This is a genomic window from Microbispora siamensis (genome assembly GCF_016863095.1).
In the GTDB taxonomy this organism is placed as follows: Bacteria; Actinomycetota; Actinomycetes; order Streptosporangiales; family Streptosporangiaceae; genus Microbispora; species Microbispora siamensis.
The window spans coordinates 134333-149351 of sequence record NZ_BOOF01000018.1 but is presented as its reverse complement, the minus strand read 5'-3'; the positions used below and the strand labels follow the sequence as shown (position 1 = coordinate 149351).

Below are 15019 nucleotides of genomic sequence, written 5' to 3'. Positions count from 1 at the left end.
CCTCCCATGCGTAAGCTCTTCGCCGCCGTGGCGCTGCTGGCCGCGGCCGGGTGCTCCGTGTCCGCCGGCGCCGACGACGGCAGGCAGACGGTCGTCGTCGGATACCAGTCGAAGACCATCAACACGGTGACGGCCGGGACGCTGCTGCGCGGCCTCGGCTACCTCGAAAAGCGCCTCGGCGACCGATACCGGGTCGAGTGGCAGGACTACGACACCGGCGCGCCGATCACCGCCAAGATGGTGGCCGGGAAGATCGACATCGGGTCGATGGGCGACTACCCGCTTCTCATCAACGCCTCCCGCACCCAGGGCGTGCCCTCCGCGCGGACCGAGCTCGTCTCGGTGACCGGCTACAACCTGCGCGGCGGGCTGAACTCGGTCGTCGTGCCTCCGTCGTCGGACGTGCGGACGCTCGCCGATCTGAAGGGGAAGAAGGTCTCGGCCAGCTCGGGGTCGGCCGGGCACGGCACGCTGGTCCAGGCGCTGGAGCGGGCCGGGCTCGACCCCGCGACGGACGTGGAGGTCGTGAACCAGCAGCCGCCGGTCGGCGCGTCCGCGCTGCAGTCGGGCAACGTGCAGGGATACGCCCAGTTCGTGGCCTGGCCGGGACTGCTCGTCTTCAAGAACCAGGCCAGGCTCGTGTACGACGGGTCGGCACTCGGCGTGCCGACCTTCCACGGCGTCGTCGTACGGCAGGCGTACGCGAAGGAGCACCCCGACGTGCTCCAGGCGTTCCTCCAGGCGCAGATCGACGCGACGAACTACCTCCACGAGCATCCCGTGGAGGCCGCCGAGGCGGTCGCGAAGGCCACCGGCCTGCCGCCCGAGGTCGTCTACCTCTACAACGGCCGTGACGGCATCGCCTCGTTCGACGTCACCGTGAAGCCGCGACTGCTGGCCGCACTGCAGCACGACGAGAAGTACCTGAAGATCATCGGCACCGACTTCAAGGACGTCGACGTGACGAAGTTCGCGAACGACTCCTACATCAGGAAGGCGTACGGCGCCTCCTACGAGGCCGGCGTCGCGAGCACCGTCAACGCGGCGAGGATCACCGGGACCGACGAGGCCTGCGGGACCGCCGTGAGCGACCCGGCGAAGGCGGGCGAGCTCTGGCTCGCGGGGGAGGAGCGGCTCCGTCCCGCGGCCACCCCCACGTGTCTGCTGCGCCAGATCGCCGCCGCCACCTCGGGCGGCCGGCCCGTACGGGCCGCCTACGTGCCCGACGCGGCCACCGGGACGCACTGGTTCGCGGACAGGTCCGTCTGGGTGCGCGATCCCTCCGCGGACGAGAAGGAGCGGTTCAAGCCCTTCACCACCGAGGACGGCGCGCAGGCGTACGTGAAGGAGCACCCCCGGGCACGGATCGTCGGCTACGACGAGGCGTTGAAGGCCGCGGCGGGAGGTGCGTCGCGATGAGCACCCCGGCGTTGGACGCGACGCTCGGCCCCGGTGCCCCCGCCGTGGAAAGCGCGGACGCCGCCACGGCGACGGGCCGCACGAGAACGGCGGCCGGCCTGCGCAGGTGGGCGGTCAGGTTCGGCTCCCTGGCGGTCGTCGTCGCGCTGTGGCAGTGGCTGACGACCGCGGACGCCCGCGTCGGGCTGCGGTTCGACCGGCTGCCCTCGCCCGCCGAGGTCGCGGCGGAGTTCGGCCGGCAGCTCGGCACCCGGATCTACTACCTCGACCTGGCCCAGAGCCTGATCCGCATTCTCACCGGGTTCGCGCTGGCGGCCGTGGCCGGCATCGCCCTGGGCGTCCTGGTCGCCCGGTCCCGGTGGGCCGCCGATGTGCTGCTGCCGCCCGTCGAGGTCGTCCGGCCGATCCCGGCGATCGCCCTCGTCCCGATCGCGATCCTGGTGTTCCCCACCGACGAGCAGGGCATCGTGTTCATCACGTTCGCCGCGGCGTTCTTCCCGATCATGGTGAGCACGCGGCACGCCGTACGGGCGCTGCCGACGCTGTGGGAGGACGCGGTCCGCACGATGGGCGGCGGGCGCGCGCACGTGCTGTGGAACGTCGTCCTCCCGGGCACGCTGCCGGGCGTCTTCGGCGGGCTGTCCGTCGGCATGGGCGTCGCCTGGATCTGCGTGATCTCCGCCGAGATGATCTCCGGGGAGTTCGGCGTCGGCTACCGCACCTGGCACGCCTACACCGTGGTCGACTACCCGGCGGTGCTCGTCGGCATGGCGTCGATCGGCGTGCTCGGCTGGGTCGCCTCGGCGTCCGTCGAACTGCTCGGCCGGCGTCTCACCCGCTGGCTTCCTCGTGCCGGCGAGAGCGCGGAAGGAGACATCCGATGAGCGCCCCGGCCGCGCCCGCCCTGGAGACAGGGCTCGCCATCCGCCTGGAGGGCGTGTCCCTCGGCTACGGGCGGCACGCCGTGCTGGAGGACCTGCGCCTCGACGTCGCCCCCGGCGAGGTCCTGGTGATCGTCGGCCCGTCCGGATCGGGCAAGTCCACCGTCCTGCGGGCGATCGCCGGACTGCTGCCGCCACGCGCGGGCCGGGTCCTGGCCCAGGGCGTCCCGGTCACCGGGCCCTCGCCCGACCGCGCGATGGTCTTCCAGGACGACGCGCTGCTGCCCTGGCGCACGGTCCTGCGCAACGTCGAGCTGCCGCTGCGCATCCGCGGCGTGCCGAGGCGCGAGCGCAGGGCGGCCGCCGAGAGCTGGATCGCCCGCGTCGGCCTCGCCGGTTGCGAGGACCGGCTGCCCCGGGAGCTGTCCGGCGGCATGCGGCAGCGGGTGCAGCTCGCCAGGTCCCTGGCGGGCGCGCCGCGCGCCGTGCTCATGGACGAGCCCTTCGGCGCCCTGGACGCGCAGACCCGGGCCGGGATGCAGCGCCTGCTGCTGGACGTGCTCCGCGACACCCTCGCCACGGTCGTCTTCGTCACCCACGACGTGGACGAGGCGCTGCTGCTCGCCGACCGGGTCGTCGTGCTCGGGCATCGCGGCGGACACGGCGGCATCGGACGCGTCCTGCGCGTGCCGGACCCGCGCACCCCCGACATCGACCGCGCCGGGCTGCGCGCCCGCATCATCGAGGAGCTGTGAATGGACATCCCTGCCCCGGCGGACCGTACGCATCTTGAATGCCAGGTCCTGGTGGTCGGCGGCGGCACCGCCGGGACCATGGCCGCGATCACCGCCGCCGAACGCGGCGCCGACGTGATCCTGCTGGAGAAGGCGCACGTACGGCACAGCGGCGCGCTGGCGATGGGCATGGACGGCGTGAACAACGCGGTCATCCCCGGCAAGGCCACCCCCGAGGACTACGTCGCCGAGATCACCAGGGCCAACGACGGGGTGGTCAACCAGCGCACGGTCTACCAGACGGCCACTCGCGGCTACGACATGGTGCGGCGGCTGGAGCGCTACGGCGTGAAGTTCGAGAAGAACGAGCACGGTGAGTACGCGGTGCGCCGGGTCCACCGCTCGGGCAGCTACGTCCTGCCCATGCCGGAGGGCAAGGACGTCAAGAAGGTGCTCTACCGCGTGCTGCGCCGCCGCGACATCCGCGAGAAGGTGCGCATCGAGAACCGGGTGATGCCGGTCCGCGTGCTGACGAGCGGGGGCCGGGCCGTCGGCGTCGCCGGGTTCGACACCCGTTCTGGCGGGTTCGTCACGGTCGCCGCCGGTGCCGTGATCCTCGCGACCGGCGCCTGCGGGAGGCTCGGCCTGCCCGCGAGCGGCTACCTCTACGGCACGTACGAGAACCCGACCAACGCCGGGGACGGATACGCGATGGCCTACCACGCGGGCGCGGAGCTCAGCGGCATCGAGTGCTTCCAGATCAACCCGCTGATCAAGGACTACAACGGCCCGGCCTGCGCGTACGTCGCCAACCCGTTCGGCGGCTACCAGGTCAACGCCGAGGGGGAGCGGTTCGTCGACTGCGACTACTGGTCGGGCCAGATGATGGCCGAGGTGGCCGGGGAGATCGCGTCGGCCCGCGGCCCGATCTACCTCAAGGTCAGCCACCTGCCGGACGAGACGCTCACCGCGCTCGAGAACATCCTGCACACCACCGAGCGCCCCACCCGGGGCACCTTCCACGCGGGACGGGGGCACGACTACCGCACCCACGACGTCGAGATGCACATCTCCGAGATCGGCCTGTGCGGCGGCCACTCGGCCTCGGGCGTCTGGGTGGACGAGAACGGCGCCACCACGGTCCCCGGCCTGTACGCCGCGGGCGACCTGGCCTGCGTGCCGCACAACTACATGATCGGGGCGTTCGTGTTCGGCGACCTCGCCGGCGCCCACGCCGCCGAGCACCACCGCACGCCGAGCGGCCTGCCGGAGGACCAGATCGCCGACGCGCACGAGCTGATCTACCGCCCGCTGCGCAACCCAGACGGCCCGCCGCAGCAGCAGGTCGAGTACAAGCTGCGCCGGTTCGTCAACGACTACGTCGCCCCGCCGAAGACCGCCAGGAAGCTGGACATCGCGCTGGAGACGTTCGACCGGATGCGCGACGAGATCGCGGGCATGGGCGCGAGGACTCCGCACGAGCTGATGCGCTGCGCCGAGGTGACGTTCATCAGGGACTGCGCCGAGATGGCCGCCAGGTCCTCGCTGATCCGCACCGAGAGCAGGTGGGGTCTCTACCACGACCGCGCCGACCTGCCCCACCGGGACGACGACGAGTGGCTCTACCACCTCAACCTGCGCAAGAACGCCGCCGGGGCGATGGAGTTCGTCAAGCGCCCGGTCGAGCCCTACCTCGTGCCCGTCGAGGGCTTCGCCCCCCGCCCGGCCGAGCCCGTCCTGCTCGGCGCGTACGGCACGACGGGCCCGGCGCGGCGCAGGGCGGGCGGGCGGCTCGCGGTGGAGGCGATCGGGCGCTCGCCCCGCATCCTCGAACTCCTGCGGCTCGCCGACGGCGAGCCCGCGCTGGACCAGATCACCCCCTACCTGGCGGAGGCCGACCCCAAGGTCCGCAGGGCGGCCGTCGCGACGCTGACCGAGACCGCGCCCCGGGGTGTGGAGACCGCGCTGACCCGGGCCCTCGCCGACCCGCACGGCACGGTGCGGCGGGCGGCGGCCACCGGCCTGCGCGAACTCGTCGAGGTGCTGCCCGCGACCGCCGAGTTCGGCGCGTCGCTCCGCGCCGTCGCGGGCTACCCGGAGGCGGACCAGGCGAGAGCGGGCCAGGACGGAGGGAGCCACGGCGGAGCGGGGGACCCGGTCGTCCGTGCGGCCGTCCTGGACGTCCTGCGGGCGCTGCGCCTCGGTGACGCCGCGTTGTTCGAGGCGGCGCTGGCCGACGCCGACACCCGGGTGCGGATCGAGGCGGTCAGGGGCCTGGTCGCGCTCGACGACGCGGAGCGGGTGGCGCTGGCCGCCGGCGACCGGGACCGCGAGGTACGCGTCTGGGCGGCCAGAGGGCTCGGCGTCATCGGCCTGCCGGACGGCGCCCCCGCCGTCGCGCGCCTCGCCGTCGACCCCGACCCGCTCGTCCGGGCGGCGGCCCTGGAGGCGTTCGCCGGGCTCGGCCCGGCTGTCCGCCAGCAGCCGGGCTTCGCGGAGACGGCCGTACGGGCCCTGGCGGATCCGGCCTGGCAGGTGCGGGTGGGGGCGGCGCGCGGACTGGCCGCCGCCGACCCGGCCCTGGCGGTGGAACCGCTGGTGACGGCGCTGGCCGACCCGCACCTCGACGTGCGCAAGGCCGCAGTGCTCTCGCTGTCCGGATGGGCGACGCGGCCGGAGGTCGCCGCGGCCCTGCACGGCGCTCTCGGCGACTCCGACGCCGACGTCAGGGCCTACGCCCGCAGGGCGCTGGACGCCGCGCGGGCCGAGGCGGCCGAAGGCTTGAGCACGGTCCCGGCTGGGGCCCGGGCATGAGCGAGCGAATCAGTAGGCACAGTGGGTTGAGCGCGCCAGGCACGTCTCCGGACCCTTTCCCCGGGGACACGCACTGGTACGACCTGCCGGACGACGACGCGGCGCCGGAGGAGGACGAGGGCGGCGTGTTCACGTGGTTGGGCCGGCGGCTCAGGCGACGGTGAAACCGCTGAACAGGACCGTGGCGAGCCCCAGGGCCAGCAGCACGTTGGCCACGGTGGCGGCGGCGAAGACGGCGACCGGACGCCAGCCCGCCTCCCGGAGCGAGGCCACCCGGAACTCCAGGCCGATGCTGACGAAGGCCAGGATGAGGAACCAGGTGCGCAGGTCGTTGGCGACGCCGACGACCGCCTTGCCCTCGGCCGCGCCGACCGTGGTGAGATACCACGTGGTCACCACCGAGGCCGCCACGAAGCCGAGCACGAACTTCGGGAACCGCCGCCACAGCTCGCCCGCGCCCGGCCGCTCGGCGCCGGGGCGGCGCTCGATCCGGAAGGCGAACCAGGCGGTCAGCGCGACCACCACGACGCCGATCAGGGCGTTCTGCGTGACCTTGACGATGGTGGCGACGGCCAGCGCGTTCTCGCCCGCGAGCGTGCCGGCCGCGGTCACCGCCGCCGTGGTGTCGATGTTGCCGCCGATCCAGGCGCCCGCGACCTCCGGGCTCAGCCCCAGGGCGGAGGCCAGCGCCGGGAGGACGAAGATGGACGGCAGGGCGAACGCGATCACCAGGCTCGCGCTGTAGGCGAGTTGCTCACGCCTGGCCTGTACGGCTCCCGCCGCCGCGATGGCGGCGCTGACGCCGCAGATGGACACCGCGGCCGACAGCAGCGCCCGCAACCTGTCGTCCAGCCCGAGCCGGCCGCCGAGCCACCAGGTGAACAGGAACACCGCGCTGATCAGCACGATGCCCTGGACGATCGCGGGACCGGCCGCCGTGACGATCACCTTCAGATTGATCGACGCGCCGAGCAGCACGAGGCCGGTCTTGATGAAGAACTCGGTGCGGAAGCCGGCGGCCAGGCGGTCGCGCAGCCCGGTCGCGGTGAGCACCGCGTTGCCCAGCAGGCCGAGTGCGATCGCGTAGACGGGGTACTCGATCGCCTTGGCCAGGTCGGAGCCCGTGAACCACTCGGGCACGCCCTTCTCCAGGGCCCTGGTGCCGGCGGCGAGGACGAGGACGGTGAGGACGCCCAGGGCGGGCCACTGCCACGCCGTGGCCTTCGTCGCGGTGGGGACGGCCGCTTCGCCGCTCATCACGGCACCAGCCCCGTCGGGATCACGCCGGTGATTACCAGCGCGAGGAGGACGAGGCCGACGATGGTGGCGGCCCAGTCCTCGTTGATCGCGGCACGGGTGTGCTCGCCGACGGTCGGGGGGTGTTCGTTGCTCACGCCGGACGCCTTTCTCGGGAGTGCGAGTGTTCGGCTCGACTGTGGGACGGAAATACCCATCAAGTCAATAGGGAATAGAGGGAAAGCCTGGGTAGATACTTGCTATTACCTACCAGGTTTGTGGGATAGTAGCTCCATGGGCCCGGACCCGATCCGCTCATCAGGTGAGCGCGCAGAGACCCCGCTGACGGCCGCCATCATGGCGGGACGGTGGATCCGTACGGCCGCCGTCGACGACGAGAGCGGCAGGCGATGGCGGGCCAACCCCGATCCGCACGGCCGGCCGGCGATGCCCGGGGGACCCGCGTCCCTCCATTCGGGGGCGGCCGGGATCGTGCTGTTCTTCCTGGAGCTCGCCGCCGGGACCGGGCACGAGGCCTACCTCGAGGACGCCCACGCGGGGGCCCGCTACCTCGCGTCGACGTGGCAGGGGCAGTCCGACGTGTCGCTCCACCACGGCCTCGCGGGTGTCGTCCTCGCGCTGACCGAGGCCGGCTGGGCGCTCGGCGAGGAGCGTTTCGAGAGCGCCGCCGTCGCGGTCGCCGACAGGATCGTCAGGAGCGCCCGCGCGTTCGACGACGGCGGCATCGGCTGGTCGGGGGATCCCACGCTGCGTGGTGACGGCGGCGTGGTGCTGGGGCTGCTGCGCGCCGCGGCGGCGCTCGGCGTGCCGGCCTATGAGGAGATGGCCGTCGAGGCGGGACGTCGGATCGCGCGCCTGTCCGCGCCCCGGGAGCGGCCCGCGGCCTGCCCGGCCCTGTCCGCGGAGGCGGCCCCGCCCACCTTCCTGGCCGGGACGGCAGGGACGGCCTTCCTCCTCGCCCGCCTGTACGGCGCGACGGGCGAGGAAGCCTTCCTCGACGCGGCACGCCGGGGCGCCGGCCTCGTCCGGGCCGCGGGCGTCCTGGCCGGCCGGAGCGCGATGGTCACCGACCACCTGGGCTACTGCTCGGGCTCCGCCGGGATCGCGCGCATGTTCTACGAGCTGTATCGGGTGACCGGCGACGGCGACGACCTGGAGTGGGTGAAGCGGCTGGCCGGGGGCGTCAGGGAGTCCGGCGCGCCGTTCCGGCAGACCGCGGGGCTGTGGAACGTCGCCTGCCAGTGCTGCGGCACCGCCGGGCTGATCGAGCTGTACGTGGGGCTGTGGGCGGCGACGGGGGAGCAGGAGCACCTGGAGTTCGCCCGCAGGCTCGCCGACCACCTGATCGGCCGGGCGACCGGCTACGACGGCAGGGGATACCGCTGGTATCAGGCGTACCGGCGGCACCGGCCCGGAGAGGTGTCGGCCGACACCGGCTACCTGACCGGGGCGGCGGGGATAGGGGCGGCCCTGCTGCACCTGGACGCGGCGGGGCAGGCGGACCGGCCGCGCCGCGTGATCCTGCTGCCCGACAACCCCTTCCCGCCCATCCCCATGCCGGCCGTCGCCCTGCGGAGGCCGGCCGGCTGACAGCGGCAGGTGAGGAGGCCCATGACTTTCACAGAGGACGGTCTCGGAGCACGGCGTACGGTCCCGGAGGCGGAAACCCCGCCCGGCATCCGCAAGCCGCTGCCGCCCCGCCTGTTCGCCGTGCACGGCACGAACGCGGAGACCCGCTGGGAGGCGCTGCGCGGCGAGGACTACCTGACGCCGGACGACCTCTTCTTCGTCCGCAACCACACGGCGACACCGCTGATCGACGCGGCCACCTGGCGGCTCACGCTGTGGGGCGGCGGGCTCGACGGCGGGCCGGTCGCGTTCACCTACCGGGACCTCCTCGGCATGCCGGCCGAGACCGTGACCGCGTTCATCGAGTGCGCGGGCAACGGACGCCGCCTGTACGGCGAGCAGCAGAACCAGGAGGTGTCCGGCACCCCCTGGCGGCTGGGCGCGGTGGGGGTGGCGCGCTGGCGGGGCGTGCGCCTCGCGACGCTCCTGGAGAGGGCGGGGATGAGCGGCAGGGCCGTCGCGCTGATGCCGCGCGGGCTCGACGCCGACTACGTCGAGGCGGGGGAGAACCTGGGGAGGGTGCGGCGCCCGCTTCCCGTGGCCAAGGCGCTGGACGACGTGCTGGTGGCCTACGAGATGAACGGGCGGCCGCTGCCGCCCGACCACGGTCATCCGGCGCGCCTGGTGGTGCCGGGCTGGGTGGGCGCCGCCTCGATCAAGTGGCTGGGGGACATCGAGGTGTCGGCGGAGCCGCTGGAGTCGCCGTGGAGCACGCGGCTGTACCGGATGCACGGCCCCGGTCACCCGCCCGGTGGCGGCCCGCCGCTGACCCGGGTGGGGGTGAAGAGCGCCTTCGAACTGCCCTGGCCGGCTCGCCTGGAGGCGGGGCGCGAGCACCTGCTGCGCGGCCGGTCGTGGTCGGGCGGCGGGCGCGTGGTCCGGGTCGAGGTCAGCGACGACGAGGGCGTGTCGTGGCGGCCGGCCCGTCTGCGCGACGACCGGCACCCGCGCGGCTGGGTCCGCTGGACCTTTCCCTGGACCCCGCGCGAGGCGGGGAACGTCCGGCTGCTCGCCCGGGCCGCCGACGAGACGGGCGCCGTGCAGCCCGACCGTGCGGCGTACAACGCCCTCGGCTACGGCTTCGACGCGGTGGTGCGCCACCCCGTCGTCGTCACCTGACCCGGTCGCGGTGATGTGGTGGATCCTCTCAACGGCCGGCAGAGGTGAGGGCGTCCGATGTCAGGGGTGATGCGTCCTGCTGCGGATGCCTGCGGCGCCGCTGATAGCAGATCGTGGCGGTGGCGAGCGCGGCGCCCCAGATCGGCCAGAAGCACTCCGGCAGCCAGGCGCCCCATTCATCCAGCGTGAACCGGCCCGCGATCGACCATCGGATGTAGGTGAGCCCGGCCACGGTGATGATGATCGAGACGAACCCGGCCGGGATGACCGCCAGCGACGGTGGCACCCGCCTGCCCCGCAGACCGGGGATCCAGCGCGGGAAGACCTCGCCCCACCGCTGGGTCAGCCCGAGGGCGAGCACGCCTCCGAGCGCCCCGAAGGTCGCCAGATAGGCCCCCAGCAGCCACAGGCCGTCCTCGCCCTCGGCCAGGAACTCCTTGCTCACGCCGAGAGGGATGCCCAGCGCCCACGCCCCCCGGGTGGCGCAGTACACCAGGGGAACCGCGACCGCCACGTACACCGCGATGCGTCCGCGCTCCGGAGTGAACCAACTCCCGCGCTGCTGGCCGCGTGTGTAGGCCAGCGCCGCGGCGGCCAGCAGCAGGCCGCCCAGCACGCACACGAGCTGGTTGAGCACCGGCCAGGGCCAGGCGTCGGCGATGGTGGCGCCGCCCAGCCCCCAGCCGAATACGGGGGCGACCAGCAACAGCGGCGTGTAGGCGACGCCCATCATCAGCCGGGAGTCGGGGATCACCAGGACCAGGAACGCGGCGATCGTCCAGGCCGGCCACAACGGCGCACGGCGGGCGCTCCTTCGGGTCAGCGCCAGCGCCGTCACCGCGGTGAACAGCGAAAAGGCGGCGATCCACCAACCGAAGCGCGGCGTCGTGCCGGCCAGGATCGACAGCGCTCCGTCGGGGTCGGGATCGGAGGCGCCCCAGGGGAAGCCGGGCATGCCCAGCGCCCACGCGGCGCCGAGGACACCGTAGGCCAGCGCCCACAGCGCCGCCGCGTGCCCCTGCCGGCCAGAGAGGAATGTTTTCATGAGATCAACCTCCCGGCGCGGCCGGGCGGTGAGCCAGATGCCGTTCGGCACTCTTCCGGGCAGAACCGGTGCCGTTCGGCACTCCTCGGCGCGGCCCAGTCTGCGCGTATCGTCACTGGGTGACCGTGATGTGGGGTGTTGCCCTGGTGCCGATGGTGATTGCCGTCGCGGGGGCCGTGACGGGGGCGTTCCTGCCGCGGTTCCGTTCGCGTCTGTCCTCGTCGGCGTCGCTCGCGGCGATCGTGTCGGTGGCCGTCACGCTGGCTCAGTCGGCCGGCATGGCACGGCCGGCGCCCGGCTCCGGCGTGCTGGGCATGGTCGAGAGCGCGGCGCTGATGGTGCTGGTCGCCCTGGTCATCCGATATGCGCCAGTTCGGCGGGCCATGGTGTCGGCGCCGATCGCGGGCCTGGCCGCGTCCGTCTGGTTGCTGCGTGTGTTCGCGCCCGTCTCGCCTCTGGAGGGGGTCGGCGCGTGCGCGTTCTGGGGTCTGGGCGCGCTGCTGGCCGCCGCCGTCGGCGGCTACCTGCGCTTGCTCGATGCACGGCAGGAGCGCGCGGTGGCCGACGCTCGTCTGGCCCTGCGGCTGCGGCTCGCCGGGGATCTGCACGATTATCTGGCGCACGACATCAGCGAGATGGTGGCGCACGCTCAGGCCGGCCGCGTCGCGGGCGATCCGCGGCAGGCGCTCGAGCGCGTCGAGGGCGCGGGCCTGCGGGCCCTGTCCATGCTGGACCGGACGCTGGACATGCTGCACCACGACCGGCCTCTTGCCCCCGGCGGCGACCTGGGCGGGATCCGCGAGGCGGCGGAACGGTTCTCCGCCGCCGGGCCGGCGCGGGTCGACCTGCGCATGGATCCGGCCGCGGCGGCTTCGCCGGACATCGCGGCACTGGCCTACCGGATCGTGATCGAAGGAATGACCAACATCAGGCGGCACGCCCCGCAGGCCAGACGGGTGGACCTGAGCGTCAGCGCCTCGTCCGGCATTCTGGAGGTCACGATGACCAACGACGGCGTGGTCCGCGCCCCGGGCCCCCGGCGTGGTGGCACCGGCCTGCCCGCCCTCGCCGCGCTCGTTCAGGCCCGGGGCGGTGAGCTGATCGCGGAACGGTCAAGCCCGACGTGGTGCTCGCCGACATCCGCATGCCGGGAACCGACGGCATCGAGGTCACCCGCGCCCTGGCCGGCACCGGCATCCACGTCGTGGTCGTCACCACCTTCGGGCTGGACGAGTACGTCGATGCCGCGCTCCGGCACGGCGCCGCCGGGTTCATACTCAAACGCTCCGGCCCCACGCTGCTCATCGAGGCGATCCGGGCCGCGATGAACGGCGACGTGCTCATCAGCCCGCAGCTCACCGTCCGGCTGCTGCGTCAGCGCGAACAGTCTCGGGAGACCTCCACCGTGGTCCTCACGGAGAGAGAGGACGAGATCGTGGCCCGGGTCGCGCAGGGCAGGACCAATGCCGAGATCGCCGCTGAGCTCTTCCTGTCTCCGGGCACCGTCAAGAACCACGTCGCCTCCATCCAGCGCAAGGTCGGCGCCGGGAACCGCGTCGCGATCGCCGCGTGGGCATGGGCGACCGGCAGGGTGGAGCCCTGATCGCGCCGCGGACAGGGATTTTCCTGCAAAGCTAGTAGGAAATATTGACATTTCGCTCAGGTGATCGTACGTTCGGTGGTATGAGCCAGGGCGTTCGTCTGACCCGGCGTTCGAGCGTGGACTACGGCCACGTCGCCAGCGCGCAGTGTCGTTGATTGTGAATCTTCCGTCGTCATCGTGCCGATGAGGGCCGGCCGGGAGCATCGGCCGTCCTCCTCGCGAGCCGTGCGTGATCGTGTCACGCACGGTCCCGCCTCCATCCGAATCCCTGATCCCGCGTGTCGTGGTGCCCGCGGCGGGCGGAATCGACCTTGAGAGCAGCCGCGACCTTCCGGAGGTTTGCCATGACGGAGACTCTGCTCGGCCCCGGCCTCGACGCCGACGACTACAAGCGCGGGCTGGACGCCGACGGCTATAAGCGCGCCCTCGCGGTGCACGCGGCGGGAGTCGTCGTGATCACTGCGGAGAGCGGGGGAGTGCCGGTGGGGTTGACCGCCACCTCGTTCTCCTCCGTCAGCCTGGACCCGCCCCTCGTCTCCTTCTACGTGGACCAGGCGTCCACCACCTGGCCGTCGCTGCGCGCGGCGGACCACTTCGCCGTCAACGTCCTGGCCAGCGACCAGGCCGATCTCGCCGCCCGGTTCGCCCGCAAGGGCGTCGACCGGTTCGCCGAGCCCACCAGGTGGCGTCCGGGCCCGCTCGGGGCGCCGCTGCTCGAGGACGTCTCCGCGCACCTGATCTGCCTGCCGTACGAGCGGGTCGGCGTGGGCGACCACGTCCTCGTCGTGGGGCTGGTCACCCAGGCCGAGGTGCGCGGGCCGGGGCGTCCGCTGCTGTACCACCAGGGCCGCTTCGGCCGGTTCATCGCCCACCCGTGATCCCGCTCCGCACGAACATCCGTCCCGATCTGGAGGACCGTCTGTTGACCACTCGTAAGCTCTTCTACGCGGAGACCGGACGCTCCGAGCGGCACGAGGCGGTGGCCTCGTGAGCTCTCTCGTGGTGCTGGTCGGCAATCCGCGCGGCGGTTCCCGGACCCACCTCGCGGCCGTGGCGGCGGCCGAGGCGGTGGGGCGCCGGATCGGGCACGAGGCGCCGCCCGAGGTCGTGGACCTGTCCGCGATCGGGCCGCACCTGTTCACCCCCGGCCCTTCGCCGACCGTGGAGGTGGCGCTGGAACTGGTCGCCGGAGCGCAGGTGCTCGTGGTGGCCAGCCCCACCTACAAGGCCACCTACACCGGGCTGCTCAAGGCGTTCCTCGACCGTCTCCCCGGCGGCGCGCTGACCGGGACGGTGGCGCTGCCGCTGCTGGTCATGGGCTCCCCCCGGCACGCGCTGGCCGTCGAGCTGCACCTGCGTCCCGTGCTGGTCGAGCTGGGCGCGCTCGTGCCCAGCCCCGGCCTGGCGCTGCTCGAGGCCGAGATCCCCGACCTCGACCGGGTCCTCACCGACTGGACGGATCGCGTCGCCGCACAGGTCGCCGCGGCGCTGGAGAGGCGGGCGACCGCGTGACGACCACCCACGCTCCCGTTTACGCGAGCCCCGCCGACGTCGCCGCCTTCGGCCCTTACGGGCCGGGCAGGACCGACCGGCCGGGACCCCTCTACCCCTTCCAGGGCCGGATCACCGCCGACGGTTCCGGCGGCCACCCCGCCGAGCCCGGCCGCTACCACCTGTACGCCGCGTACGTGTGCCCGTGGGCGCAGCGGGCGGCCATCGTGCGCGACCTGGCCGGCCTGAAGGACGTCGTCTCGCTGTCGTACGTCGACGACGAGCGTGACGCGCGCGGCTGGGCGTTCCGGGAGCGGCGCGGTCCCGACCCGGTGAACGGCTTCGCGCTCCTCGCCGAGGCGTACGACGCCACCGAGCCCGGCTATCCCGGCCACATCTCGGTGCCGGTGCTGTGGGACCGGCGGACGAACCGGATCGTGAGCAACAACTACCCCGACATCCCGGTCGACCTCGGCACCCGGTTCGCCGAGTGGGCCGACTCGGGCGTGGACCTCTATCCGGAGGACCTGCGCGAGGAGATCGAGGCCCTGGACGAGGAGATCGCCCGCGACCTCGCCCACGGCGTGCACGGGGTGGCCAGGGCCGCCACGCAGGAGGAGTACGAGCGGCGGCGCGGCGAGGTGCTCGCCGCGCTCGACCGCCTCGACGCCCGCCTGGCCGACCGGCGTTACCTGTTCGGGGACCGCCTCACCGAGTCCGACGTGCAGCTCTGGGTGGTCCTGGTCAGGTATGACCTGCTGCACAACCCGCTCGCCGGGATCGGCGAACGGCCGCTGACGGACTATCCCAACCTGTGGCCGTACGCGCGCGATCTCTACCGGCTCCCGGCGTTCCGGGAGACGACCGACTTCGCCGCCCTACGGCTCACCACCCGGCCCGCCTACCGGGGCGACGGGCCGGTGCGGATCGCGGTCGAGCCCCGGGAGGCCGACTGGGACGAGCCGCACGGGCGCGCGGCGCCCACCGGGCAGGGCAGGTGACCGTCCGCCGCGACGCGGCCGCCGGC

General features: G+C 73.3%; 13 protein-coding genes and 1 pseudogene. 11 read left to right on the top strand and 3 right to left on the bottom strand.

Annotation, left to right across the window (positions count from 1 at the left end; genetic code table 11):
* The first annotated feature begins 6 nt into the window (after window positions 1-6).
* The 4 genes from Msi02_RS17835 to Msi02_RS17820 are packed head-to-tail and all read left to right on the top strand — an operon-like array spanning window position 7 to window position 5848.
* Window positions 7-1419 carry an ABC transporter substrate-binding protein gene (locus Msi02_RS17835; RefSeq protein ID WP_204049391.1) on the top strand — a complete coding sequence of 471 codons (1413 nt, stop codon included), beginning with the start codon at window positions 7-9 and terminating at the stop codon, window positions 1417-1419.
* The gene (locus Msi02_RS17830) at window positions 1416-2303 is read left to right on the top strand and encodes an ABC transporter permease (RefSeq protein ID WP_204049390.1); all 888 of its coding nucleotides are present in this window, start codon (window positions 1416-1418) and stop codon (window positions 2301-2303) included. The genes Msi02_RS17835 and Msi02_RS17830 overlap by 4 nt, the downstream gene beginning before the upstream one ends.
* The gene (locus Msi02_RS17825) at window positions 2300-3055 is read left to right on the top strand and encodes an ABC transporter ATP-binding protein (protein ID WP_204049389.1); all 756 of its coding nucleotides are present in this window, start codon (window positions 2300-2302) and stop codon (window positions 3053-3055) included. Before Msi02_RS17830 ends, Msi02_RS17825 begins: the two co-directional genes overlap by 4 nt.
* Window positions 3056-5848 carry a fumarate reductase/succinate dehydrogenase flavoprotein subunit gene (locus tag Msi02_RS17820; RefSeq protein ID WP_204049388.1) on the top strand — a complete coding sequence of 931 codons (2793 nt, stop codon included), beginning with the start codon at window positions 3056-3058 and terminating at the stop codon, window positions 5846-5848. It begins immediately after the preceding gene.
* A 150-nt stretch (window positions 5849-5998) separates the two neighbouring features.
* Here the strand turns inward: Msi02_RS17820 and Msi02_RS17815 are convergent, their stop codons facing one another.
* Both Msi02_RS17815 and Msi02_RS17810 read right to left on the bottom strand, forming a co-directional pair.
* Entirely contained in the window at window positions 5999-7105 is a 1107-nt protein-coding gene (locus Msi02_RS17815) for a YeiH family protein (RefSeq protein ID WP_204049387.1), read from the bottom strand.
* Window positions 7105-7242, bottom strand: coding sequence for a hypothetical protein (locus Msi02_RS17810; RefSeq protein ID WP_179154948.1), 138 nt, complete (start codon window positions 7240-7242; stop codon window positions 7105-7107). The genes Msi02_RS17815 and Msi02_RS17810 overlap by 1 nt, the downstream gene beginning before the upstream one ends.
* A 136-nt stretch (window positions 7243-7378) precedes the next feature.
* On the opposite strand from Msi02_RS17810, the gene Msi02_RS17805 reads away from it, so the two are divergent.
* Window positions 7379-8695 (top strand): lanthionine synthetase LanC family protein, encoded by a 1317-nt coding sequence (locus Msi02_RS17805; RefSeq protein WP_204049386.1) that lies wholly within the window; start codon window positions 7379-7381, stop codon window positions 8693-8695.
* A gap of 21 nt (window positions 8696-8716) precedes the next feature.
* Window positions 8717-9853, top strand: coding sequence for a sulfite oxidase (locus Msi02_RS17800; RefSeq protein ID WP_204049385.1), 1137 nt, complete (start codon window positions 8717-8719; stop codon window positions 9851-9853).
* 28 nt (window positions 9854-9881) lie between these two features.
* Here the strand turns inward: Msi02_RS17800 and Msi02_RS17795 are convergent, their stop codons facing one another.
* Window positions 9882-10898 carry a hypothetical protein gene (locus tag Msi02_RS17795; protein ID WP_204049384.1) on the bottom strand — a complete coding sequence of 339 codons (1017 nt, stop codon included), beginning with the start codon at window positions 10896-10898 and terminating at the stop codon, window positions 9882-9884.
* Between the two features lie 1144 nt (window positions 10899-12042).
* Here Msi02_RS17795 and Msi02_RS43325 point away from each other — a divergent pair.
* From Msi02_RS43325 to Msi02_RS17775, 5 genes and pseudogenes are all read left to right on the top strand, one after another.
* Window positions 12043-12156 (top strand): annotated as a pseudogene (locus Msi02_RS43325) (DNA-binding response regulator); the annotation flags it as partial.
* Window positions 12157-12222: 66 nt separating this feature from the next.
* The gene (locus tag Msi02_RS43320) at window positions 12223-12501 is read left to right on the top strand and encodes a response regulator transcription factor (protein WP_239108487.1); all 279 of its coding nucleotides are present in this window, start codon (window positions 12223-12225) and stop codon (window positions 12499-12501) included.
* Window positions 12502-12845: 344 nt separating this feature from the next.
* Window positions 12846-13379, top strand: a complete 534-nt coding sequence (locus tag Msi02_RS17785; protein WP_204049382.1) for a flavin reductase family protein — start codon at window positions 12846-12848, stop codon at window positions 13377-13379.
* Window positions 13380-13488: 109 nt separating this feature from the next.
* Window positions 13489-14013 carry an NADPH-dependent FMN reductase gene (locus tag Msi02_RS17780; protein ID WP_079312966.1) on the top strand — a complete coding sequence of 175 codons (525 nt, stop codon included), beginning with the start codon at window positions 13489-13491 and terminating at the stop codon, window positions 14011-14013.
* The gene (locus Msi02_RS17775) at window positions 14010-14993 is read left to right on the top strand and encodes a glutathione S-transferase C-terminal domain-containing protein (RefSeq protein WP_204049381.1); all 984 of its coding nucleotides are present in this window, start codon (window positions 14010-14012) and stop codon (window positions 14991-14993) included. The genes Msi02_RS17780 and Msi02_RS17775 overlap by 4 nt, the downstream gene beginning before the upstream one ends.
* Window positions 14994-15019 lie beyond the last annotated feature (26 nt).

Coding starts and splice junctions, on each gene's coding strand:
- Msi02_RS17835 (WP_204049391.1), top strand. CDS start 7: ATGCGTAAGCTCTTCGCCGCCGTGGCGCTGCTGGCCGCGGCCGGGTGC.
- Msi02_RS17830 (WP_204049390.1), top strand. CDS start 1,416: ATGAGCACCCCGGCGTTGGACGCGACGCTCGGCCCCGGTGCCCCCGCC.
- Msi02_RS17825 (WP_204049389.1), top strand. CDS start 2,300: ATGAGCGCCCCGGCCGCGCCCGCCCTGGAGACAGGGCTCGCCATCCGC.
- Msi02_RS17820 (WP_204049388.1), top strand. CDS start 3,056: ATGGACATCCCTGCCCCGGCGGACCGTACGCATCTTGAATGCCAGGTC.
- Msi02_RS17815 (WP_204049387.1), bottom strand. CDS start 7,105: ATGAGCGGCGAAGCGGCCGTCCCCACCGCGACGAAGGCCACGGCGTGG.
- Msi02_RS17805 (WP_204049386.1), top strand. CDS start 7,379: ATGGGCCCGGACCCGATCCGCTCATCAGGTGAGCGCGCAGAGACCCCG.
- Msi02_RS17800 (WP_204049385.1), top strand. CDS start 8,717: ATGACTTTCACAGAGGACGGTCTCGGAGCACGGCGTACGGTCCCGGAG.
- Msi02_RS17795 (WP_204049384.1), bottom strand. CDS start 10,898: ATGAAAACATTCCTCTCTGGCCGGCAGGGGCACGCGGCGGCGCTGTGG.
- Msi02_RS43320 (WP_239108487.1), top strand. CDS start 12,223: ATGAACGGCGACGTGCTCATCAGCCCGCAGCTCACCGTCCGGCTGCTG.
- Msi02_RS17785 (WP_204049382.1), top strand. CDS start 12,846: ATGACGGAGACTCTGCTCGGCCCCGGCCTCGACGCCGACGACTACAAG.